21 protein-coding genes and 1 pseudogene are annotated in these 21,600 nt (G+C 71.2%); 9 read left to right on the top strand and 13 right to left on the bottom strand.

From position 1 onward, the window contains the following. Window positions 1–491 precede the first annotated feature (491 nt). Entirely contained in the window at window positions 492–1,487 is a 996-nt protein-coding gene (locus ABFY07_RS04605) for a glycosyltransferase family 39 protein (protein ID WP_346173187.1), read from the top strand. Between the two features lie 36 nt (window positions 1,488–1,523). On the opposite strand, the gene ABFY07_RS04600 is transcribed toward ABFY07_RS04605, so the two are convergent. Beyond that, window positions 1,524–2,456 (bottom strand): M48 family metalloprotease, encoded by a 933-nt coding sequence (locus ABFY07_RS04600; RefSeq protein ID WP_346173186.1) that lies wholly within the window; start codon window positions 2,454–2,456, stop codon window positions 1,524–1,526. Continuing rightward, a complete protein-coding gene (locus tag ABFY07_RS04595) occupies window positions 2,453–2,821 on the bottom strand; it encodes a BlaI/MecI/CopY family transcriptional regulator (protein WP_346173185.1) in 369 nt (122 codons plus the stop codon). Before ABFY07_RS04595 ends, ABFY07_RS04600 begins: the two co-directional genes overlap by 4 nt. A gap of 110 nt (window positions 2,822–2,931) precedes the next feature. On the opposite strand from ABFY07_RS04595, the gene ABFY07_RS04590 reads away from it, so the two are divergent. Genes ABFY07_RS04590 through ABFY07_RS04570 form a run of 5 tightly spaced genes read left to right on the top strand, consistent with a single transcriptional unit; the run spans window position 2,932 to window position 6,937 of the window. Continuing rightward, window positions 2,932–3,618, top strand: a complete 687-nt coding sequence (locus ABFY07_RS04590) for a DedA family protein (RefSeq protein WP_346173184.1) — start codon at window positions 2,932–2,934, stop codon at window positions 3,616–3,618. After that, entirely contained in the window at window positions 3,615–4,220 is a 606-nt protein-coding gene (locus ABFY07_RS04585; protein ID WP_346173183.1) for a phosphatase PAP2 family protein, read from the top strand. Before ABFY07_RS04590 ends, ABFY07_RS04585 begins: the two co-directional genes overlap by 4 nt. Beyond that, window positions 4,217–4,951: a phosphatase PAP2 family protein gene (locus tag ABFY07_RS04580; protein ID WP_346173182.1), complete on the top strand. Its 735-nt coding sequence runs from the start codon at window positions 4,217–4,219 to the stop codon at window positions 4,949–4,951. The genes ABFY07_RS04585 and ABFY07_RS04580 overlap by 4 nt, the downstream gene beginning before the upstream one ends. Next, entirely contained in the window at window positions 4,905–5,567 is a 663-nt protein-coding gene (locus ABFY07_RS04575) for a response regulator transcription factor (RefSeq protein ID WP_236258299.1), read from the top strand. Before ABFY07_RS04580 ends, ABFY07_RS04575 begins: the two co-directional genes overlap by 47 nt. Then, the gene (locus ABFY07_RS04570; RefSeq protein WP_346173181.1) at window positions 5,564–6,937 is read left to right on the top strand and encodes a sensor histidine kinase; all 1,374 of its coding nucleotides are present in this window, start codon (window positions 5,564–5,566) and stop codon (window positions 6,935–6,937) included. The genes ABFY07_RS04575 and ABFY07_RS04570 overlap by 4 nt, the downstream gene beginning before the upstream one ends. Window positions 6,938–6,947: 10 nt before the next feature. Here the strand turns inward: ABFY07_RS04570 and ABFY07_RS04565 are convergent, their stop codons facing one another. Together ABFY07_RS04565 and ABFY07_RS04560 are read right to left on the bottom strand one after the other, a co-directional pair. Continuing rightward, on the bottom strand, window positions 6,948–7,829 hold the full coding sequence (locus ABFY07_RS04565) for a COG4705 family protein (RefSeq protein WP_346173180.1): 882 nt from the start codon (window positions 7,827–7,829) through the stop codon (window positions 6,948–6,950). 156 nt (window positions 7,830–7,985) lie between these two features. Continuing rightward, window positions 7,986–8,825, bottom strand: a complete 840-nt coding sequence (locus ABFY07_RS04560; protein WP_346173179.1) for a COG4705 family protein — start codon at window positions 8,823–8,825, stop codon at window positions 7,986–7,988. Window positions 8,826–9,371: 546 nt separating this feature from the next. On the opposite strand from ABFY07_RS04560, the gene ABFY07_RS04555 reads away from it, so the two are divergent. Together ABFY07_RS04555 and ABFY07_RS04550 are read left to right on the top strand one after the other, a co-directional pair. Continuing rightward, window positions 9,372–9,890, top strand: coding sequence for a SigE family RNA polymerase sigma factor (locus tag ABFY07_RS04555; protein ID WP_346173178.1), 519 nt, complete (start codon window positions 9,372–9,374; stop codon window positions 9,888–9,890). Window positions 9,891–9,969: 79 nt separating this feature from the next. After that, on the top strand, window positions 9,970–10,743 hold the full coding sequence (locus ABFY07_RS04550; RefSeq protein WP_346173177.1) for a hypothetical protein: 774 nt from the start codon (window positions 9,970–9,972) through the stop codon (window positions 10,741–10,743). A 17-nt stretch (window positions 10,744–10,760) separates the two neighbouring features. Here ABFY07_RS04550 and ABFY07_RS04545 read toward each other — a convergent pair whose 3' ends face one another. The 8 genes and pseudogenes from ABFY07_RS04545 to ABFY07_RS04510 all read right to left on the bottom strand — a co-directional run bounded on the left by ABFY07_RS04545 (window position 10,761) and on the right by ABFY07_RS04510 (window position 19,256). After that, entirely contained in the window at window positions 10,761–12,545 is a 1,785-nt protein-coding gene (locus ABFY07_RS04545; protein WP_346173176.1) for an IucA/IucC family protein, read from the bottom strand. Window positions 12,546–12,664: 119 nt separating this feature from the next. After that, window positions 12,665–13,246 (bottom strand): annotated as a pseudogene (locus tag ABFY07_RS04540) (GNAT family N-acetyltransferase); the annotation flags it as partial. Then, the gene (locus ABFY07_RS04535; protein WP_346173174.1) at window positions 13,243–14,550 is read right to left on the bottom strand and encodes a lysine N(6)-hydroxylase/L-ornithine N(5)-oxygenase family protein; all 1,308 of its coding nucleotides are present in this window, start codon (window positions 14,548–14,550) and stop codon (window positions 13,243–13,245) included. The pseudogene ABFY07_RS04540 and the gene ABFY07_RS04535, both read right to left, overlap by 4 nt. A gap of 45 nt (window positions 14,551–14,595) precedes the next feature. Then, window positions 14,596–16,215 (bottom strand): pyridoxal phosphate-dependent decarboxylase family protein, encoded by a 1,620-nt coding sequence (locus ABFY07_RS04530; RefSeq protein WP_346173173.1) that lies wholly within the window; start codon window positions 16,213–16,215, stop codon window positions 14,596–14,598. Between the two features lie 308 nt (window positions 16,216–16,523). Beyond that, complete coding sequence (locus ABFY07_RS04525) at window positions 16,524–17,558, bottom strand: siderophore-interacting protein (RefSeq protein WP_346173172.1); 1,035 nt, start codon at window positions 17,556–17,558, stop codon at window positions 16,524–16,526. Between the two features lie 48 nt (window positions 17,559–17,606). After that, window positions 17,607–18,641 (bottom strand): ABC transporter substrate-binding protein, encoded by a 1,035-nt coding sequence (locus ABFY07_RS04520; protein WP_346173171.1) that lies wholly within the window; start codon window positions 18,639–18,641, stop codon window positions 17,607–17,609. Between the two features lie 180 nt (window positions 18,642–18,821). After that, window positions 18,822–19,097 (bottom strand): DUF4190 domain-containing protein, encoded by a 276-nt coding sequence (locus ABFY07_RS04515; RefSeq protein ID WP_346173170.1) that lies wholly within the window; start codon window positions 19,095–19,097, stop codon window positions 18,822–18,824. 3 nt (window positions 19,098–19,100) lie between these two features. Continuing rightward, the gene (locus ABFY07_RS04510) at window positions 19,101–19,256 is read right to left on the bottom strand and encodes a hypothetical protein (RefSeq protein ID WP_170066573.1); all 156 of its coding nucleotides are present in this window, start codon (window positions 19,254–19,256) and stop codon (window positions 19,101–19,103) included. A gap of 205 nt (window positions 19,257–19,461) precedes the next feature. Here ABFY07_RS04510 and ABFY07_RS04505 point away from each other — a divergent pair, with 205 nt between their 5' ends. Then, window positions 19,462–20,103: a TetR family transcriptional regulator gene (locus ABFY07_RS04505; RefSeq protein ID WP_065963430.1), complete on the top strand. Its 642-nt coding sequence runs from the start codon at window positions 19,462–19,464 to the stop codon at window positions 20,101–20,103. Here ABFY07_RS04505 and ABFY07_RS04500 read toward each other — a convergent pair. Then, entirely contained in the window at window positions 20,069–21,436 is a 1,368-nt protein-coding gene (locus ABFY07_RS04500; protein WP_346173169.1) for a M6 family metalloprotease domain-containing protein, read from the bottom strand. The two genes, ABFY07_RS04505 and ABFY07_RS04500, sit on opposite strands and share 35 nt — an antisense overlap. Between the last annotated feature and the right edge of the window lie 164 nt (window positions 21,437–21,600).

The raw sequence follows: 21,600 nt of genomic DNA, 5'->3' as shown, positions 1-21,600 counted from the left end.
CGTGTTCGTGTTCGTGTTCGTGTTCGGCACGAGGTGATCACGGGGGCCTCCGGTCACAGCGGAGCCGGAAGATATGTCGGTTTTCATTCTTCATGTTTTCGGTCGGTCTCGCGCCCGAGGCGTGCTCAGTCAGCGCTGGGTCATCCGTGTGGACGACTCTGGCGCGTGCGGGTGGCCACGAGATGCCATGGTGGCTGTATGGCCAGGGAGGACGTGGCGACGTCGCATGAATCGAAGCCACCTTTCGCGTAGCGGATTGCCTGTGAAACCCCGGCCGTCGGCCATCACCGTCGAAGCAGGGAACAGCCGTGCCCGTTCGATGCCCCCGGTTGCGCGCGGCAGCCCGAGACGCGGCGCCCGCTGTACTGGGCTTTGCCATGGCGCGGGCCGTCGGGGTGGCGGTGCTCCTGTACTGGGGCCACCGGCGTGGGGATCCAGCACTGGGAAGATTGGCGACGATATGGGACGCCGAGTGGTACGGGAATATCGCGGTGAACGGATACGACCGCAGCCTGCCCGTACTCGCGACCAGTCCGCAGGCAGAGAACGCTTACTCCGACCTGGCGTTCTTCCCGCTGTATCCGGCCCTGATCCGGCTCGTGCACCCCCTGACGTCGCTGCCCGTCCCGTATGCCGCCCTTCTGGTCTCCTGGCTCGCGTCCCTGGCCGCGGCCTGGGGGATCTTCGCCGTCGCCGCCTGGCGCTACGGCAAGCACACCGGAGTGCTGACCGCGGTGCTCTGGGGAGCGCTGCCGCATGCCGTGGTCGAGAGCATGGCCTACACGGAGACACTGTTCACAGCCTTGGCCGCCTGGTCACTGTATGCGGCGTTGACCCAGCGCTGGATATGGGCCGGCGTTCTGTGCGCGTTGGCAGGGCTGACCCGGCCCAGCGCGGTGGCTCTGGTGGTCGCGATCGACGGGGCGGCAGCCGTCGCCTTGGTGCGAATCCGCAGACGTCCGGCACGGCAGCCGGCGACGGCACGGTGGCGGCCCTGCCTGGGTGCGGTGATCGCCCCGCTGGGCTGGCTGGGGTATGTCACATGGGTGGGCACCCGGCTCGGCCGCTGGGACGGTTACTTCGTCGTCCAGAAACTGTGGCGTGCCCGATTCGACTGGGGGGTCGCCACAGCCCGCCAGGTGGCCCGGGTCCTCCTTCATGCCCCGTCTGTGCCGTTCACCTGGGTGATCGTGGCGCTCGTGCTGTGCGCCGCCACAGTCCTCGGAGTCGTGGCAGTGGCGCACGGCCAGCCGCTGCCGCTCGTGGTGTACAGCGTGGGCCTGCTGGTGATCGCCGTCGGGGACTCGGCGTTCTTCGGCGCCCGGGCCCGGTTCCTGCTGCCCGCCTTCCCCCTGCTGCTGCCGTTGGCGATCGGGCTGGCCCGAGTTCGCTCCGGCGGCGTGCGCGTACTCCTGCTGGGCTCAACGACCATTCTGTCCGCGTTGTACGGCGCTTACCTGGTCTTCGCCGTCGATCACGCACCGTAGTGAAATGGACAGGTGGCGCCACAGGAGCTCTCCGTTTCAGCGGCTTGCCTCGCCCTGGGCGACTTCGATGTCCTGGTGGATGCTGAGTGCGCCGGTCGCCGCAGTGGCGCAGGAGATCACCGCGCAGGCGGCCAGGAGAACGGCGATCCACGGCACGATGCGCGGTGTTCGTCCGGCTGGGGACAGGAGGGCGGCCACGCGCCGCGGCACGGGGCCTGTGGTCGCCGCCGGTGTGAACGCCGGGCGACCCGGGTCCGCCGCGTGCGCGGCCAGGGCGGCTCGGGCGATGGCGCGGGCGGTCAGGCGCCGGTCGCCGACGGCTGTGGCGGCCGCCTCGTCGGCGGCGCGCTCCGCGACCAGCCGGACCGCATCACGGACCGGCCGCAGGGCGGGGTGGCAGTGGGCGGCGAGTTCCGCCGCGGCCAGGAAGAAGTGGTGGCCACCGGTGTTGTGGGCGCGCTCGTGCGCGAAGAGGGCCTCGCGCTCGTCCGGCCGCAGGGCACGCAGCATGCCGGTGGTGACGACGATGCGGTGCGGGCGGCCGGGCAGGGCGTAGGCGTCGGGGTGCGGGGAGTCGACGACGCACAGGTCGCCCGCGGCCGGCCGGCGTCCGGCCCGGGAGCGGGCGGTGCGCAGACCCGCGGTCTGGCGCACGGCCGCGCGTCCCAGCGCAAAGGTACCGAGCGTGAGCAGACCGGCGGCCAGGGCGGCCACGGGCAGCACCAGCCGTTCGGACGGCGTTCGCAGAGGGTGGACCAGCTCGCCCAGCGCGGCGAAGGCCGGAATCTTGAGCAGGCCGGTCACTGCGAAGGTGCCGAGTGCTGCGACGGTACCGGCCGCGAGGAGGAGCGCGGAGACGGTGAGAGTCCACAGGGCGGCCACCGGCGAACAGCGGTCGGGGATCCGGCGGGCCAGGGGAGGCGCCACACAGGGCAGGAGGAGTGGGATCAGCAGGAGCGTGGTCGTCATGGGCCCTCCTCCAGCAACCGCCGCAGGACCTGCTCGTCGTCCGGGCTGAGCTGGGCGACGAAGCGTGCCAGCACCGTCTCCCGGTCGCTGTCGCGGTCGAGTTCCCCGTGCATGCGCAGAGCGGTCAGGCCGTGCGGGTCCTGTACGGGGCGGTAGGCGTAGCCGCGGCCCCGCCGTTCCCGTTCCAGGGTCCCCTTCTCGTACAGGCGGGAAAGGATCGTCGTCACGGTCGTCCGCGCCAGGCCGGAGGCGAGTTCGGCCTGGACCTGGACGGGGGTGAGCGGCGTGCCCGCGGCCCACAGGGCGGCCATCACGGCGGCCTCCAGCTCACCCGCGGGTCGGCGCTCGTCCTTTGCCTCGGTCATGGGAACGAATCTCACTCCACGATCGTCTACAGTGACGTAGACCGTCTACGGCATTGTAGTCGGTCGGGGTGCCGTGCATCCGGCCGTCCGCAGGGAAAGGACTCATGCCGATGACCACACCCATGGTCCTATCGTCGCAGCTCGCCGTGAACCCGCTCGACGCGCACTCGCTGCTGGCCGCCTTCGGCGTACTGGGTGTCGGCGCCGTGATGTTCGCCGAGACGGGCCTGCTGATCGGCTTCTTCCTGCCGGGCGACTCCCTGCTGTTCACGGCGGGCCTGCTGTGCACGGGAGCGGGGCAGCACGGCGTACGGCTGTCCCTGGGGCCTCTGCTGGCCGCCGCGGCGTTCGGCGCGCTGGCCGGCGCCCAGTGCGGCTATCTGATCGGGCGCCGGGCCGGCGGTGCCCTGCTCGCCCGCAGCCGGTCCGCCCGGCTGCACGAGGGGGCGAAGCGGGCCGAGGAGCTGCTGACGCGGTACGGGCATGCGAAGGCCGTCGTTCTGGCGCGATTCGTGCCGGTGGTGCGGACCGTCCTCAATCCGCTGGCAGGCGCGCTGGGCGTGCCCGTCCGGGTGTTCACCGTCTGGCAGGTGGTCGGCGGCCTGGTGTGGAGCGTCGGTTTGTCCCTGGCGGGATACGCGCTGGGCTCCTCGATCCCCGGCGTGGACCGCTATCTGCTGCCGCTGGTGGCGCTGATCGTGGTGGTTTCTCTGATTCCGCTCGCCGCCGAGCTGTACCGCAGCCGCAGGCAGGCCAAGGCGAACGGGCAGGCCAAGGCGGAGGAGGCGCGCGGATGACCTTCGCGTTCGGCGGAGCGTCGATCGACGGCTCCGCGTACACGGATGTGGTGGACCTGGCGGGGCGCTCGCCCGGCTGGCTGGACACCGCGGTGGCGGCCTGGTCGGCGTACGGGCTGGCGGTGTTCGCCCTGCTGATGGTCCTGGGCTGGTGGCAGGCCCGGCGGGCGGGAGCCGTGGCGGCGGTGACCGCGTTGGCCGCGCCGGTGGTCGTGGGCCTGGCGTACGGCGTGGATGCGGTCCTGAAGCTGGTGGTGCGTGAGGACAGGCCGTGCCGGAGCCTGCACATGAGGACGCTGGAGGCGTGCCCGGCGCCGGGTGACTGGTCCTTCCCCAGCAATCACGCGGCGATCGCGACGGCGACCGCTGTGGCGCTGGTGTTCGTCTCACGTCGCCTGGGAGCGGTCGCGGCCGTGGCCGCGCTCGCCATGGCTGCCTCCCGGGTCTGGGTCGGCGTGCACTACCCGCACGACGTCGCGTTCGGCGTGCTCGTGGGCGGGCTCGTGGCCTTCGCCGCGATGACCCTGTTGCGGCGGTGGGCGCAGACGCTTGCCCGTCACCTGAGCGCCACTGTGCTGCGTCCGCTCCTGGCTGCCCCGTGAACCGCAGGCACGCCGCGGAGCTGGCGGGCGGCGCGGGCCTCGGTGCCTGGACGGCGCTGGGAGTGCTGACCATGGTGGTCGTGGGCGGCGGTGGTGCCCCGCTTGGGCTGGACGACGGCCTTCTCTCGTGGTCCGTCGGCCACCGCTCCGATGTGGCGACGGCCCTGGCGCGCGGGCTGACGGCCACCGGAACCGGTGTCATGCCGTATGTCCTCGCCACGCTGGCCGGTGTCGTGATGGTGCGGACGGCGCGGCGCAGGCTGCTCGCCGCCGCACTCTGCACGGCCTGCCTCGGAGTGGGACAGGCGCTTCGGTACGGCGTGATGGAGCTCATCCAGCGGGCCCGCCCACCGCGGGACGGCTGGGCCACACACGCGAGCGGCTGGGCGTTCCCCTCGGGGCACACGACCACGGCCGCACTGACCGCCGGGCTGCTGATCGTGGCGCTGAGCCTGCGCGCCCCGCGCGGCGGGACGGCGCTCGGCGTCGCCGTCGGCTGCTGGGGCCTGCTGGTCGGACTCACCCGCGTCTACCTCGGGGTGCACTGGTTCACCGATGTCGTCGGCGGCTGGCTGTTCGCCGTAGGCTGGCTCGGAGTGTGCCTGTGCGCCGCGGCCTGCTGGCTGCCCACATCCTTCCTCAGCGACTCGCCCCACCCGGCCGCACGGCCGACGGAGGAGGATCATGCGCCCCAGAATCCTGGTCGTCGAGGACGATCACGCCCTGCGTGACGTCCTGCGCCGCGGCCTGTACGACGAGGACTTCGACCCCGTCCCCGCCGCCGACGGCGCCACCGCCCTGCGGCTGGCCACGGCGGACGTCGCGGCAGCCGTGCTGGACATCGGCCTGCCCGACTCGGACGGACGGGATGTGTGCCAGGCCCTCCGCGCGAACGGGTTCCTCGCCCCAGTGATCTTCCTGACCGCCCGGCACCACATCACCGACCGGCTGTCCGGGTTCTCCGCAGGGGGTGACGACTACCTGCCGAAGCCGTTCCACCTCGCCGAACTCGCCGCCAGACTGCGAGCCGCACTCAAGCGGTCCTCCCCGCCCTCCACGGCCGCAGCCGGAGACCTGACGCTGGACGCGGTCCGCCACAGCGTGACCGTTCGAGACACCCCCGTCGCCCTGTCCCCGACAGAGTTCCGACTGCTGGCCGCGCTCGTCGCCGCAAGCGGAGACCTCGTGCGCCGCCGCGACCTGGCCAGGGCCGGCTGGCCCGCGGGCGCACAGGTCAGCGACAACACCCTCGACCAGTACCTGACCCGGCTGCGCCGCAAGCTGCGCGAAGCCGGCAGCGCTCTGACCATCGACACGGCGCGCGGGATCGGCCACCGGCTGTCATGAGGTCCCTCTTGGGCCGCCTGGCTCCACGCACGCTGCGGGGCCGGCTCTCGCTCATCGCACTGACCACCGCCGCACTGCTGATGACGATCCTGACCGTGGTGTTCAACACCATGGTCGACCGACACCTGCAACACCAGGCGGACGACGAGCTGCGGACCCGTGCGGACGCGGTGGCCACGACCGTCGACACCAACGGATCGCGGGTGCGCGTGCTGGAGACCGCCAACGACCAGCTCCTCGACACCAATGTCTGGATCTACACCGGCACCCACCTGCTCGAACAGCCGACCCCCGCCGCGGCCGACAGCCCGCTGACCCGGGCCGCCGCCCGGCTCGCCGCACAGGGCAGCCGTGCCTGCGCGACCGTCCACGCGGTCCGTCCACGCTCCGTCCGCCTGTGCTCCCGGCCCGTATCCGGCCGTCACGCCGCCATGGTGGTCACGGCCCTGGACCTCGCCCCGTACCGGAACTCGGCCGACACTCTGCTGCTGGGATCGCTCGTCCTGGACGCCGTGATGCTGATCTGCACCTATGCGCTGACCCGCCTCTCGGTGGGCCGCGCACTGCGCCCCGTACGGGCCATGACCGAGCAGGCCACCGAGTGGAGTGCGGTGGCCGCCGTGGACCGCTTCGGTGTCGAGAAGCACCCGGCCGAACTCGCAGCCCTGGGCGACTCCCTTGACGCACTGCTGGACCGCATACGCGCGGTGCTGCGTCACGAGCAGCAGCTGGCCGGAGAGCTGTCCCACGAACTGCGCACCCCGCTCACCCGGATCATCATGGAACTCGACTGGTGGCGGGGACGCCCCCGCTCCACCGAGGAGACCCGCGCCAGTCACCAGGTGATAGCCGAGGCCACCCAATCCATGCTCACGATCTGCGACACATTGCTGAACGACGCCCGCGAAAATGCGCGGAACCCTTCAACGGTCCCAGGTACGACCGGTGTCGTCCCCGTTCTGCGCCGTCTCGCCCAGCAGCTCGACGCACCGCATCAGGTAAAGGCCGCGGTGGAGGCATCCTGTCCGGAGCTGGAGGCAGGTGTCACGCCGGCTCTGCTCGAACGCATCGTCAGCCCGCTGCTCGCCAATGCCGTCCGGTACGCCCGCTCGCGCGTGACCGTGTCCGTGCACCGCAGGCCCGGTTCCGTTGTGATCGACGTCGTCGACGACGGGCCCGGTGTACCGGAGACGTTCGCCGGCGAGCTCTTCCAGCCGGGTCGACGCGCCGACGCCACGGACGGGCACGACGGCGCGGGACTGGGGCTGCCGCTCGCGCGGCGCCTGGCCCGCGCCGCCGGCGGCGAGGTGTCCTACGATCCCGGGCACGCGCCAGGGGCCCGGTTCACGGTCACCCTGCCCGCCGGGTGAGGGGCTGCTCCTACTCGGAGAGCGTCACCGCGTTCTTCTTCTCCTGCGTGTGGGCGTAGACCATCAGGCCGAACAGGACGGCCAGCAGGACGGCCGAGGAGCCGGCGGTGCCGAGGTCCAGGCCGCCCTTGGAAACCGGCTTGGTGAGGAAGTCACCGGCGGTGGCGCCGAGCGGGCGGGTGAGGACGAAGGCGATCCAGAACAACAGCACGTTCGGCACCACCGGTACCTTCATCAGCGCCACGAGGACGGCCAGTGCCCCGGAGACCAGGAGCGCGCCGCCCAGGTAGCCGAGTCCGGAACTGTCGGACAGGAAGTCACCCATGGAGGTGCCGAGGGTGTTGGAGACCAGGATCGCCGACCAGAACAGGGCCTCGCCGCGGAAAGTGACGATGTCGCGGATCTGGAAGGTCATTCCGGACACCTTCCAGACCGTGAAGATGACCAGCAGGATCGAGATCAGGATCGCCGCGCCGGTCGGGTAGCCCAGGCCCAGGCCCTGCGGGCCCCAGCCGAGCGACTTGGCGCCGTTCGACAGGAACTTGGCGCTGGCATCGCGGTTCATGAAGTCGGACATCGTGGTGCCGGCCATGCTGGTCGACAAGATCACGGTCCAGTAGAAGAACGGGTTGTAGTGCCGCGATCGAAGCTGGACGACCAGGGTCACCACGAAGATCAAGAACAGGGCGATCGTGGTGAGGAAGTAACCCAGCTTCAGCGTCTGCGCGAACAGGTCACCGGCCGTCTCACCCAGCGTTGTCGCGGCGATCTTCATGACCCAGAAGGCCAGGGTGACCTCCGGCAGCTTCTTCATCACCGATTTAGTCCTGCTCGCTGCGGCCTGGTGCGTGCTCGCGACGTCGAGGTCGGTGAGGACCTGGGGGTTCTCCAAGGGTCGGACACTCCTTGTCGAGTAGGGGTACGGCGGCAGGGCGCCCGTCCCCAGCGGGGCTGGCGCCCTGCGGCCTCGGCCGATGGCAGGCGGCGGCTGAGGCATCCGACTCTGTCAGCTGCCGCCTGAACGCATCCTGAACGCCTTTTACGCCGGTCAGGCCGCTTGGCGTGCCGCGCTCTCCGGCTCGGCGACGTCCCTGCGGGTCACCGTCAGGTACACCACCAGGACGAGAATGATCGCCAGGAAGAGCGCGCTGGTGAGGACGGTCCCGAGGCCAAGACCGCCGTCTGCGTTCGGCTGGGAGAGGTAGTCGCCGATCGAGGCGCCGAGGGGGCGGGTGAGAATGTAGGCGATCCAGAAGCTCCACACCGCGTCCAGGCCCAGCGCGAAGTGCGCGACCCCCACCGCCGCGATGGCGAGGGCGAACAGGACCGCGGAGAGCCAGTAGCCGAGGTTCATGCGCTCGGAGACCAGGTCGCCGGCCGCCGTACCGAGGGCGAAGGTGAACAGCACCGCCAGCCAGTAGAACGACTCGCGGCTGGTGGTGTCGATGCTGTGGATGGACAGGGTGCGCTCGCGCCGATACCAGACCACGAACACGACCGCGAGGAGGAGCGCGAACACCGTGGTGCTCGTCTCCAGCGGGACGCCCATGTTGTCGGTGAGGTTGTCGCTGATCAGGGTGCCGACCACGCTGATCAGGGCGACGGCCAGCCAGTACACACCAGCGCGATAGGAAGTCGTACGGAACTGGACGACGAGGACGACCGCCAACAGCACGCTCATCAGCACCGACACGCCGGTCAGGCCCAGCCCGGCCTTCTCGTTGAGCAGGTCAGCCGCAGTCTCGCCGACCGTCGTGCAGAGCACCTTGATGATCCAGAAGTAGACGGTGACCTCGGGCACCTTGTTCCAGCGCAGACCGTGGGCGTGCCGGGCGGGCGTGGTGCCGCCCGGTGCGGCTTCGGGAGTCTCAGACAGCTCATACGTCATGAGGCCTGACCGTGCCATCGGCTGCCTGAAAACATCCTGACTGCCCGAGGCGGTCAACCCCTTCCGCACCTGTCACTCGGCCACGCCGGGGGCATCTGGCGGGGACCTGACGAGCTGTCTGACAGCACAGTCCTCAGCAGCGAACCAGCCCCGCTCGATCAAGAAATGCCTCGGTGCGGAGGCCAGGAGACGCTGCGCCGTCAGTCACTCGGTGCTACTCGGTTGACCTGCGAAGATGCCTCATCCGTTCCCGATTCGGAGGAGAGGCGTTCCAGGGCCTCACTGAGACTCAGCCCTGACCTGCGGCTACGGAATTATCCGCAAGGCCCACGGAGGCGGCGGAGGCGCGACGCTCTGCTCTCGCAGGGCGCACCGGCGTCAGTGCAGCGGTTGGGCCGTCGGGGGTGCAGGGCGCTGGGGGCGGGGGTGGGGGTTGGCCGCCGGTTGGCGGATATCGGGGATGAGGCAACCCGGAACCGGCGGGATGGCGTTCACCATGTATGAAAGAGGCGGCTCGGACAGGGGCACGATGGCGAGGACACGACAGTGACGGGCGTGACGCCCGGCTTCGAGGAGTTCGTCGCCGCGCGTGGGCCTCGGCTGTTGCGGGTCGCTTGGCTGCTGACTGGGGATGCTCATCTGGCCGAGGATCTGCTGCAGACGGTGCTGGCCAAGGTGTGGCCGAAGTGGCGGCGGATCGCGGCGGAGAACCCGGAGGCGTACGTCCGCAAGGCGCTGGTCAATACGCATGCGTCGTGGTGGCGGCGGCGCTGGCGGGGGGAGGTGCCGCACGACGAGGTGCCGGATACGCGGGTGGTGCCGGATCCGTTCGAGGGGGTGGATCTGGAGCAGTCCCTGGCGGCGGTGGTGCGGGGGTTGCCGGTGCGGCAGCGGGCGGTGGTGGTGCTGCGGTATTTCGAGGACCTGAGCGTGGAGGACACCGCCGAGGTGCTGGGGTGCAGCACGGGCACGGTGAAGAGCCAGGCGTCCAAGGCGCTGCGCACCTTGCAGGGGCTGCTGCCCGCCGCCGAGATGGTGGCGGACGGTGGTGAGCGGCGTGGGTGAGGCGGGGCAGGGGGATAGGGGCCTGGGTGGGGTTCTTCCTGGTCAGGGGGGTGGGGGTGGTGGCCCGTCCGGGGAGGGGGTGGAGTCCCTGCGGGAGGGGGAGGTGCGGGCGCTGCTGGAGCGGGGGGTGCCCCGCCTGGCCGCTCCCGCGCAGCGGATGCGGCGGGTCCGACAGCTGGTGGTACGGCGGCGGCGGAGGCGGGTGGTCGGGGTGGTCGGGGCCGCCGGGGTGGCCGGGGGAGTGGCGGCTGCCGTCACGCTGGCCGTGCTGGGGCATGTACCGGGCGGGGGGCCGGGGGGTTCCGGGGCGACGGCGACGTACCAGGTGCCCGCCGCGTCGCCCGCCGCTACCGGTCCGACTGCTACTGGTCCCACCGCCACCGACCTCACCCCCACCGGTGCCGCCTTTCGCTATCCCGGGCTGGACGGGCTGATCGTCCGGCTGCCCAGCGGCTGGAGCGGCCGTGACCTCGGGAGTGGGGGCCGAGGCGGTGGGGATGCGGTGGGGCTGGCCGGGAGTCGGCCGGCGGCCGTGGAGAAGGACCGGTGTACGGACATCCGGCGCTACTGCCTGGCTCCGGACGAGCTGGGGCGCGGGGAGGGGCTGCTCGTCCTGCGGCTGGGGCGGACGAACCCCCTCGGGGCGACCGGCCAGCGGGCGCGGCTGATGGACACGCGGCCGGGGGAGTCGTGCCGCCTCGCGGGCGGTACCCGTGAGCTGGTGGGCTGGCGTGCGGCCGGGGATTCCCGGCCGCACGAGCTGATCACCGCCTCCGTCTGTCTCAACCGTCCGTCCGCCGTCACTCTGGAGGAGATTCGGGGCGTGCTTGCCTCCGCCCGTTTTCAGGCGTGATGCGCTTCCGAAGTCCCTCAGGCCCTGAAAGGCGCTATGGGGTTCTTCAGCGTTCCTACCAGCTGGAGCGCCCCCGCCGGGTCCTGAAGGTCCACCATCTGCTGGTTGTTCCGCAGCTGGAGCCGGTTCAGGCAGGACAGCGCGAATTCGGGCGCGAACATGTCGTACCGCTCGAACTTCTCCGCCAGCTCCGGCACCGACTCCTGGTAGTCGGAGACGCACTCCGCCACCGTCCGCCAGAACGTCTCCTCCTCCAGGAGCCCGTCGGTGACGAGGATGCCGCTCAGGAAGCGCAGGAAGCAGTCGAAGACATCCGTGAAGATCGACAGCAGCTTCTTGTCCTCGGGGACCTCCACCCGGATCCGCCCGACCGCCGGCGGGAGGACCGCGTCCGGGTCCATGACGGCGATCTCCTCGGCGATGTCCTTGAAGATCGCTCGGTGCACGGCGCCGTCCTCGATCACCAGGATCACGTTTTCGCCGTGGGGCATGAAGACCAGGTCGTAGGCGTAGAAGCAGTGCAGCACCGGCCTCAGGTACGCGTCCAGGTAGCGGCGCAGCCAGCGGGCGGGCGGGAGGCCGGATTCCTCGATGAGCGCGCTGACGAAAGAGCCGCCCTCGGAGTCGGTGTGGAGCAGGGAGGCCATGGTGGCCAGGCGCTGGCCGGGGTCGAGCGTCGGGACCGGGCTCTCGCGCCACAGGGCGGCCAGCATCTTGCGGTACGGGGAGCCCTTGTCGGTGGCGGCCTCGTACTGCCGGTGGTGGTAGCCGACGGCGGCGCGCTCGCGGATGATCGAGAAGCGGGTGGACCGCAGCAGCTCGTCGCCCGCGATCAGGCCGGCCAGCCAGTCGTTGATGGCGGGGGTGGCCTCCATGTAGGCGGCGGACAGGCCCCGCATGAAGCCCATGTTGAGCACGGACAGGGCCGCTTTCACATAGTGCTTGGACGGGGCGTCGGTGTTGAAGAAGGTGCGGATCGACTGCTGCGCGAGATACGCGTCGTCCCCGGCGCCCAGACAGACCAGGCGCCGCTGGGCGACCTCGGCGGCGAAGGTGACCGACAGCTTGTTCCACCACTGCCAGGGGTGGACGGGGATGAGGAGGTAGTCGGCGAGGTCGAGGCCGAGCCCGGCCATGGTGGCGGCGAAGCGGTCCAGGGTGGCCTCGCCCAGCTCCTCGCCGATCAGCCCGTCGTAGTCGAGGTCCGGGGTGGAGGTGAAGGTGGTGTGGTCGCGGTGCGCGGCCAGCCAGATCAGCTGGATCGGGCTCGCGGTCTCGGGGGCGTACGACAGGTATTCGTGCACCCCGAAGCCCAGGCGGCCGTTGTTCGCGACGAAGCACGGGTGGCCCTCGGTCATCCCGGTCTCCACCGTCTGGAAGCCCGACTTGGCCAGCTCGGCGGCGGCGACCGGCTCGCCGCTGAGCTTGTAGGCGGTGCCGGAGAGGGTGGAACTGATCTCTTCCAGATAGACGGGCAGGATCGCGTCGCCCAGCCCCAGCCGTCCGCGCAGGTCCAGGAAGAAGTCCAGCGCGTCGAGGGGGAGCTCGCCGCCGTCCTGGGTGCGGTGGCGGGTGATGCTGTCCGCGTCGACCATCCAGTGGTCCAGGGCCAGCAGGCGGGCCGCGAAGCGGTAGGTGACCGAGCCGTCGTCGCTGGTGACGGCATAGCGGCCGTCGGGCTGGGGCTCGGGAGTGAGCAGGCGCTCGTGGGTGAACTCGGCGAGCGCCTTGCGTACGAGGAGGCGGCCCGCCCGCTCCCACAGCGCGGGGGTGAGGTGGGCTACGGCGTCGCGGGGGCTCATCCGTGCACTCCTTGCGCTGGCTCGTGCGGCTCGTGCGGCTCGTTCGGCTCGTGGGGTTTGGTGGGTTTGGTCGGCTCGTTCCGCTTGGTCGGCTCGTTCGGCTGCTCTGGGGGCTCCGGCTGTTTCGGGTGCTCAGCTCCTGTCGTTCTCACCGCACTGAACCGATCCCGCCCGCAGAAGCTCAGATACGCCTCCTTCTCCGGTTTTCTCACCCGCCCCGCGATCTCGAAGCCGACCGCCGCGTTGAGCCTGTGCACCGCCGTGTTGCGCACGTCGGGTTCCACCACCACGCGCCGCGTCGCCGGGTCGGCGAAGAGGAACTCCATCACGGTAGTGATCACCGCCAGCGTGAACCCGTGCAGCGGAGTGTCCGCCGGCGCGCACAGGAAGTGCATGCCGACGTCGCCCTCCTGGGCCGGGTAGAGGCCCGCCAGCTCCACGCGGGCCGGGTCGTAGCGCTCCACCAGGAAGGCGGGCCGGTCCTCGTGCAGGCCGATGAAGGCGTCGTGGTGCGGGTGCGCTGCGATCTGCCCGTATTCGGAGGCGACCCGCTCCACGTCGGCGTCCTGCATCAGCCAGAAGGACGCCTTGGGGTGGGTGACCCAGCGGTGGAGCAGCTCCGCGTCGGCCGCCGGGTCGAGGGGGCGCAGGGAGAAGCGGCCGAGCCGGGGGTCGTGGCGCGTGAAGAGAGCGGTGGTCATCGCAGCACCCCCTCCGGGGCCGCGAACTCCTGGAAGGCGATGGACTTCTCGATCGGGTAGTGCTCGCGGCCCAGCAGCTCGCGGATGATGCACGAGTTGCGGTAAGCGGCCATCCCGAGGTCGGGGGTCACGAAGCCGTGGGTGTGCAGCTCGGCGTTCTGGACGTAGATCTCCCGCCCGGCCGTGTCGACGCTGTAGTCGCGGGCGACCGCGAACCGCCCCGCGTCGTCCCAGGCGATGCGGTCCCGGATGGGCGCCAGGAACTCGGGCACCTGGTAGCGGTAGCCGGTGGCCAGGATCAGCCCCTGGGTGGTGAGGGTGAAGTCCCGGCCCTGCTCCTCCTGGCGCAGGCCGAGCGTGTACGAGCCGGCGGCCGCGTCGTACGAGGCCTCGCGCAGGGCGGTGTTCGTCATCAGCCGGGTCGGGCAGGGGCCCCGGCGGTTCTTGATGTAGAGGAGATCGAAGATGGCGTTGATGAGATCGGAGTTGATCCCCTTGTAGAGGTTCTTCTGCGAGGTGTTCAGCCGGTCGCGGGTGTGCGCGGGCAGCCCGTAGAAGTAGTCCACGTACTCCGGGGAGGTCATCTCCAGCGTGAGCTTGGTGTATTCGAGGGGGAAGAAGCGGGGCGAGCGGGTGATCCAGTCGAGCCGGTAGCCGTGCGCGTCGATGTCCTGGAGCAGGTCGTGGTAGATCTCGGCGGCGCTCTGGCCGCTGCCCACGACGGTGATGCTCCGCTTCGCCTGGAGCGCCTCCTTGTGCTCCAGGTAACGGGAGTTGTGGATCAGGTCGCCGCCCAGCCCACGGCAGGCCTCGGGGACGTACGGCGGCGTCCCGGTGCCCAGCACCAGCCGTCCGGCGCGCCAGGAGCGCCGCTCGCCGGTGGCCGTCTCGGTGGTGTGGACGACGTAACGGCCCTCCGCCTCGTCGTACTCGACCGAGGTGACCTCCTGGCCGAAGCGGACGGAGCCGAGGCGGGCGGCCACCCAGCGGCAGTAGTCGTTGAACTCCTCCCGCAGCGGATAGAAGCTCTCGCGGATGTAGAAGGAGTACAGGCGGCCCGTCTCCTTCAGGTAGTTGAGGAAGGAGTACGGGGACGTCGGGTCGGCGAGGGTGACCAGGTCGGACATGAACGGCGTCTGGAGCGTGCTGCCCTCGAGGAACATCCCCGAGTGCCAGTCGAAGTCCGGCTTGCGCTCCAGGAACAGCCCGTTCAGCTCGTCGATCGGATCGGTCAGCGCGGCGAGGCCGAGGTTGAAGGGGCCCAGGCCGATGGCGATGAAGTCGTATGAGTCGGGGGAAGACACGGGGGACACGGTGGACACGGGGGTCTCCGGCGGGGTGGAAGGCGGTCAGCTGGCTCGGGCGCGGGGGAACTCCGGAACGGCGGCCTCCGAGGAGGACAGGTACCGCTCGGCGTGGCCCGCGAGGAGGTCCAGGACGTGGGCGATGTCGTGGAGCGAGGTCTCCGGGTTGAGCAGCGTGAACTTCAGGTGGTGCGCCCCGTCCACGACCGTTCCGGCCACGACGGCCTCGCCGGAGGCGGCCAGCGCCTCGCGCGCGTGCAGATTCGCCCGGTCCAGCAGGCCGGGGTCCAGCAGGCCGGGGGCGGGCCGGCCGGGGTCGGGCCGCGCGGCGGACGGGCCGCCGGTGTAACGGAAGACCAGCGTGCTCAGCTGCGGCCGGGTGACCACCTCGTACCGTGGATCGGCGTCCAGCAACCGCCAGGCCTCGGCCGCCCGGTCCACCACCTCGTCGAACAGCTCCCCGATGGCGTCCGCGCCCATGACGCGCAGCGTCAGCCACAGCTTGAGCGCGTCGAAGCGCCGGGTGGTCTGCAGGGACTTGTCGACCTGGTTGGGGATGAGCCGCTCCGCGCTGCGGGCCGGGTTGAGGTAGTCGGCGTGGTACGTGGCGTGGCCGAGCGTCGTACGGTCGCGCACCAGCACGGCGCTGGAGCTGACCGGCTGGAAGAAGGACTTGTGGTAGTCGACGGTGACCGAGTCGGCGCGCTCGATGCCGTCCAGGAGGTGCCGGCGGCGCGGGGAGACCAGCAGCCCGCAGCCGTACGCCGCGTCGACGTGCAGCCAGACCCCGGCCCGCTCGCACAGGTCGGCGATCTCGGGCACCGGATCGATGGAGCCGAAGTCGGTGGTCCCGGCCGTGGCCACGACCGCCATGACGACCAGGCCCTCGCGGCGGCAGCGGTCGAGCTCGCGGGCGAGCGCGACGGTGCGCATCCGCCGGTCCTGGTCGCACGGGACGGCGATGACGGCCTCGTAGCCGAGCCCGAGGACGGCGGCCGCCTTGGCGATGGAGAAGTGGCTCGCCTGGGAGGCGAGGATGCGCAGCCGGGGCAGGATCCGGGGCTTGGTGAGCGGGGCGCCGGCCGCCGCCGTCTCCTTCTCCACCAGCTTGCAGGCCTCGTCGCGAGCGAGCAGCATCGCGTGCAGATTGGACTGCGTGCCGCCGCTGGTGAAGACGCCGTCTGCCGCGTCGCCGAGCCCGAGGCGCGCCGCCGTCCAGTCGATCAGACGCCGCTCGATCAGCGTGCCGCCGGCGCTCTGGTCCCAGGTGTCCAGCGAGGAGTTGACGGCCGACAGGACCGCCTCGCCGAGCAGCGCCGGGATGACCACCGGGCAGTTGAGATGGGCGAGGTAGCGGGGGTGGTGGAAGTAGACGGCGTCCTTGAGATAGACGCGTTCGAGCTCGTCGAGGGCGGCGGCCGGATCGCCCAGCGGCCGGTCCAGGTCGACTCCGGAGATCTCGGGGGCCAGTTCGGCGGGGGTGACTCCGGTGAACGGGCGGGTGGTGCGGGCGACGGTGGAGGCCACCAGACCGACGCCGTCGGCCAGGGAGCGGCGGTAGCGCTCGGCCGTACGGTCGTTGAAGAGGTGGGCCCTGCCATCCGCCGCCCCGGGTATCGGCCCTGACGACGACGGGTCCTCAGCGGGGTGCGCGAGGAAACTCACGGTCTGTCCCTTCTGGGGGTGCGGGCATGGGGAAGCTGCCCTGGACGCGGGCACACGGATGCCCTGGACGCGGCATGGGGGTGCGTGCCCTTGGACGGGGTGAGGCTGTGCGGTTATGCGGGGGTGTGCCGGGGTGAGGCTGTGTGTGGGGGTGGGTGTGGGGCTGTTAAGGGGTGGGCTTATGCGGGGGTGTGGGCTTATGCGGGGGTGTGGGGGTGTGCGGGGGCGTGGGGGTGTGCGAGTGGGCCAGGCGTGCGCTGGTCGGGCTTGCGCCGGCCGGGCCGGTCCGTATCGGCGTGCGGCGCCGGTCAGTCGTCCTCGGGCGCGGGGCCCGTGCCGGTCACGGCCTCCTCGACGAGCTGCTCGTCGGTGGCCCCCAGCCGCCAATAGCCGGTGAACGTAACCGCCTTGCGGTCGAAGCCGCGCTCGCGGACGAGGTGGCGGCGCAGCGCGCGGACCGTCCCGGCCTCGCCCGCGATCCAGGCGTACGGCGTGCCCTCGGGCAGTGTCGCGGTGCGTACGGCGTCCAGGAGGAGGGCCGAGTGCGGCTGGTCGGGGTCGGCGCCGTCGCGGAGCAGCCAGACGATCTCGGCGTCCGCGTCGGTGGGCAGCTGCTGCAGGTCCTCCGCGTGCTGCACCTCGATCCAGACCTTGGCCCGGGTGCCGGCCGGCAGCCAGGCGAGGATGCCGGCGACGGCGGGCAGCGCGGTCTCGTCGGCGGCGATGAGCATCCAGTCGGTGCCGGGCGGCGGGCGGAAGTCGACGCCGCCGTTGTCGGGGGCGGTGGGGCCGAGGACGAGGGCGCGGTCGCCGGGCCGGGCGCCCGCGGCCCACCGGGAGGCCGGGCCACCCGCCGTGGCGCGGCCGGAGGCGGCGGGGCCGGAGGAAGCGGTGCCCGAGGTATCGGAGCTGGACACGTCGGCGCCGGAAGCGGAGCCCGAGGCGTCGGAGCCTGACGCGTCGGCGCCGTGCAGGGCGAAGTCGACGTCGAACTCCTCGGGTTCGCGCCGCTGCTCGCGCACGGTGTACGAGCGCATGACGGCGCGCCTGGCGGGGTCCATGGCCCGCCACACCGGGAACCACTCCTGGCCGGCCTCGACCGGCACGAGCGGGGCCTCCTGGTGGGGGTGCGGCAGGAACAGCTTGAAGCGCTGGTCACGGCCGCCGGAGACGAAGTCCTTCAGGCCGTCGCCGCCGAAGGTGATGCGCACCATGGACGGCCCGAGGGCCCGGGTGCGGACGACCCGTACGTCGAAGAAGCGGAAGGGGACGGAGGCGGGGGCCGGGAGTTCGGCCGGGGCCGGGTCGAGGGAGGTGTGGGGGGCGGTGGCTGCGGTGGTCATGGAGAGGGGTCTCTTCCCTTCGCTTGCCGGGGGCCGGCGATACGGGGGTCAGCTGACCTTCTTCGCGTCCTGGATGGCCTTGGTGAGGGATTCGACGAGCGGCGCGGCGCCCGCGTACGAGAAGCGAGGCTCGCTGCTCCAGGGGGTGATCTGACCGGCCTTGACCGCGGGGAGCTTGGACCAGGTCGGCTTGGCGGTCAGGTCCTTGGGCTGGAGGGTGGCGGTGCGGTTGTCGAGGAAGAGCAGGTCGGCGTCGTACTTGTCGGCGTTCTCCCAGCTCAGGCTCTCGAAGTAGCCGCCCTTGTCGGTCTTCTGCGGGACGACGAGGTCGACGCCGAGCTCGCGGAAGTAGATCAGGTCGGCGTTGACGGCCGGGTTGGAGACGTAGAAGAGGTCGGCGCTGGCGGAGCAGGCCATGACCTTGATCTTCTTCGACTTGACGGTCTTGCGCAGCGTCTCGACGGCGGCCTCGAAGCGGGCCTTGGCGTCGGTGACCTTCTTGGCCTTGAGGTCGGCGCCGAGGGCGGCGGCGAGTTCGGCGTAGCGCTTGATGGGCTCCAGCATGGAGACCCGGCCGGTGGTGAGGGCGGCGCTGGGGGCCAGGGCGAGGATCTTCTCCTTGGCCTCGTCGGGGATGTAGAAGAGGGCGCCGGGGTCGTACATGTTCGTTATCAGCAACTGGGGGTCGAGCGAGGCGTACTTCTCGACGTTGAACTGGCCCCAGGTGTTGCCGAGCGAGGTGACCTTGTCGACGTCGAGGTCGCCGGCCTGCACGTCCGGCTTGCCGTTCTTCAGCTTGGTGGGGCCGAAGACGCCGACGATCTGGTCGTCGACGCCGAAGTCGTACAGCGCGGCCGCCGAGCCGATGTACGCGACGACGCGCTGGGGGCGGCCGCCGAGGCTGATCTTCTTTTTGCGGTCGTCGGTGAAGGACCAGGAGCCGCCGCCGCTTCCGCCCGCGCGGCCGGAGGAGTCAGAGCCGTCTTTGCTCCCGCAGGCGGTGACCAGGGCGCCGAGTCCGGCGAGGCCGCCGGCGGCGAGCAGCCCGCGGCGGGAGAGGGGGAGGGCTCTGGGGTGGGGCATGGGACGCCTTCTCTCGATGCGTACGGGGGCGGCCACGGGCATCGCCCGAGGACGTAGTTAGGTTAGCCTAACCAACTTCGATGTCCAGGGGGCGGGGGCGTGATCCCTTCCGCGTAGGGCAGCGGCCCCTCCACCGGGTCGGGTGGAAGGGCCGCTGCGGGGCGCGGGGCTGAGGAAAGGTCAGCCGAACTGCCAGAAGACCGTGTTGTCCAGCGTCACCAGGGCGACCAGCACGATCACGTCGATGAAGCCGAGGGTGAGGCCGAGCAGAGCCCGGCCGCGGCGCTCGGTCTGCCGGGCGATCGCCAGGGTGCCCAGGGCGATCGCGCACGGTCCGAACACGGCGTTGAACAGCAGCAGTCCGATCAGGCCGAGGACGAACGAGGCCACGGCCATCCCGTCGGCGTCCCGGCGCCGTGCGGCCGGCGTGGTGCGGGTGGGGGCGGTCAGTGCCATGGGTCAGCTCTCCTTGTGCCCGGTGCGTTCGCGGATGAAGAAGATCAGCAGCCAGGTGCCGATGGCGGCCGAGGCGGCGAGGAAGACCGGGAGCGGGGTGTGAGCCGCCGCGCCCAGAAGGATCCCCGCCAGGGCGAGAGCCGCGACGATGAAGAGCATGTGTGCCTCTCTCGGATAGCTGGATCTGGGTTGCGGATGGCTTGCGGGTGCAGCTTCGTGAACAGCCGGTCGAGCCGGGGTGAACACCGTTGGGTGCACGTGAACACCATTGGGTGAACACTTGGAATGACAGTTGTTCACTGACTTCAAGAGTACCCCCGCACGCCCCTGGCAAAAGTCGGCGAACGGTTGTTTACTGAATGACATGAGTCACACCCTCGGGGTCCGGCAGGCCCAGAAGCTCAAGACCCGGCGCGCGCTGCTGGACGCGGCGCTGCGGCTGCTGGAGGACCAGAGCCTGAGCAGCCTGGGGCTGCGCGAGGTGACGCGCCTGGTGGGCGTGGCTCCCGCCGCCTTCTACCGGCACTTCCGCGACATGAGCGACCTCGGCGTGGCGCTCGTGGAGGAGTCCCTGGGCAGTCTGCACGCGATGGTCCGGGTGATCCTGGCCGAGCGGGACGGGGACGAGGAGCGGATCGAGGCCACCGTCGAGGCAGTCGCCGAGCATGTGAGCCGCTATCCGGCGCACATCCGCTTCATCGCGCGCGAGCGCCACGGCGGCGTACGGGCCGTACGCGAGGCGATAGCCGCCGAGCTGGGCCGCTTCGCCGACGAGGTCGCCGAGGCTTTCGCGCCCCCGCTGACGGCGGACGGCTGGTCCGCCGGGGACGTGCGGATGCTCGCCCAGCTGTATGTGGACCACATGGTGATGACGGCGACCGCGTTCCTGGAGGCCCGGCCCGGCGACGGGTCCGCGGACCCGGAGGCGGTCCGGGAGGTGGCGGCCACCGCCCGCAGGCAGCTGCTGCTGATCAGCCTCGGCCGCCGCCACTGGCGTACCGGGTGATCTCGACGCGGTAGTCGCCGCGCGAGTCGCGCTCGGTGACCCGGACCCGGACTCCGGTGCCCAGCGCGCCGCCGGTGAAGGTCTTGCCGGGAGTGAAGGTCGCGTCGCTCAGCCCGGGGTGCACATTGCGCTCGTCGGTGCAGCCGTTGCTGCCCGGGGTGCTGTCCACGACGGTGATCGGTCCCCGGCCGGAGTCGACCCGGGTGTCCACCCAGGAGACCAGGACACCCGGTTGGCACACGGCGTCGTCGTTGCCCTCGTTGGTCCGCGCCTCCACGGCGTAGCCGGCGTACGGCGAGACCGGTATGAAGATCAGCTTCATGCCGCCCCGGCGGCCGAGCGGGCTCAGGGCCCGCCGGGTGATGCCGGGGCGCGCGACGCACTCGACCTGCCGGGCGCCGAGCCAGCCGAGCTTCCACTTGTGCCAGGCCAGCAGGTCGTTCCCGGCGCCCCAGTCCTCGGACATCACGTCCCAGTGGCCCGCGCTGTCCCCGCCGCGCCGGGTGTAGAGGTCGGGGAGCCCGAAGACATGCCCGTTCTCGTGCGGGAGCACGCGGTAGCCGGTCTCCCGGAGGGTGCCGGAGCCGTCGTCCTGGCGGCTGTAGACGAAGGAGACGTTGGCCAGGGGCACACCGTCGGCGATCGGGGCGTGCTGGTTGTCGGCGTAGGTGACGGACAGCACGGCGCGCGCGGCGGGCGGGCCGGCGTTCGGGGTGACCAGGATGTTTACCAGGTCGTAGCGGCTGAAGTCGACACGCGGATCGGCGGCCTTGACGATGTCCGCGACCAGCCTGCGGTAGCCGGGCTCGAAGGAGCTGCCGCGCTTGAGGCCGTAGCTGCGGAAGGGGCGGGGCATCCGCAGCCAGCGTTTGATCGGGGCCACGGGTCTGTAGTTCAGCCGCCCGTACGAGCCGCGCTTGAACCACCGCGAGGTCTGCGGGAAGAACTCCGCGTAGCGCTTGCGGGCGGTGCCCGGGCCCTTGGCGTCCGGAAAGTCGATCATGAGGGTGAGGGCCCTGACCTTCCCGGTGCTCCGGACGTAGCCGTGCCCCGTCGGCAGCCCCTCGGACATCTGGAGGTCCTGGCCCGGGGTCAGGGCGCAGGGCGCCAGGGCGCCGTACGCGGGGTCGGCCGCCAGGGCGGGGGCGCGCGCCGGATGGTCGGGCGCGGGGGGTGGGCCGGGGGCCGCCGCCGGGGCGGCCGCCATGGCCACCGTGAGCACGGCGGCCGCGGCGAACGCGCTGCCTCGGCGGGGCCTGCGTATTCGGGGGCGCGCGCGGTGTCGCGTCCCGTGTCGCGGGCGGTGGCGAGTGGTCTCGCTGGAGTGCTTCATGGCGAGTCCACCGTCTGGCGGCGCCCGTCCGGGCGCCCGTGGGGTGCGGCCGGACGGGGGAAGGGGCTGCTCCGTCCGGGCTGCGCGGCGGCCGAACAGGTGTGAGGCAGGTCACGGCCGCTCGTGAAATTTCCGGGGACCGCCTCCCCGTTTAACCGTACGTA

It is taken from the genome of Streptomyces sparsogenes subsp. cuspidosporus (assembly GCF_039532705.1).
GTDB lineage: Bacteria > Actinomycetota > Actinomycetes > Streptomycetales > Streptomycetaceae > Streptomyces > Streptomyces sparsogenes.
This window is presented reverse-complemented; position numbering and strand designations above follow the sequence as displayed.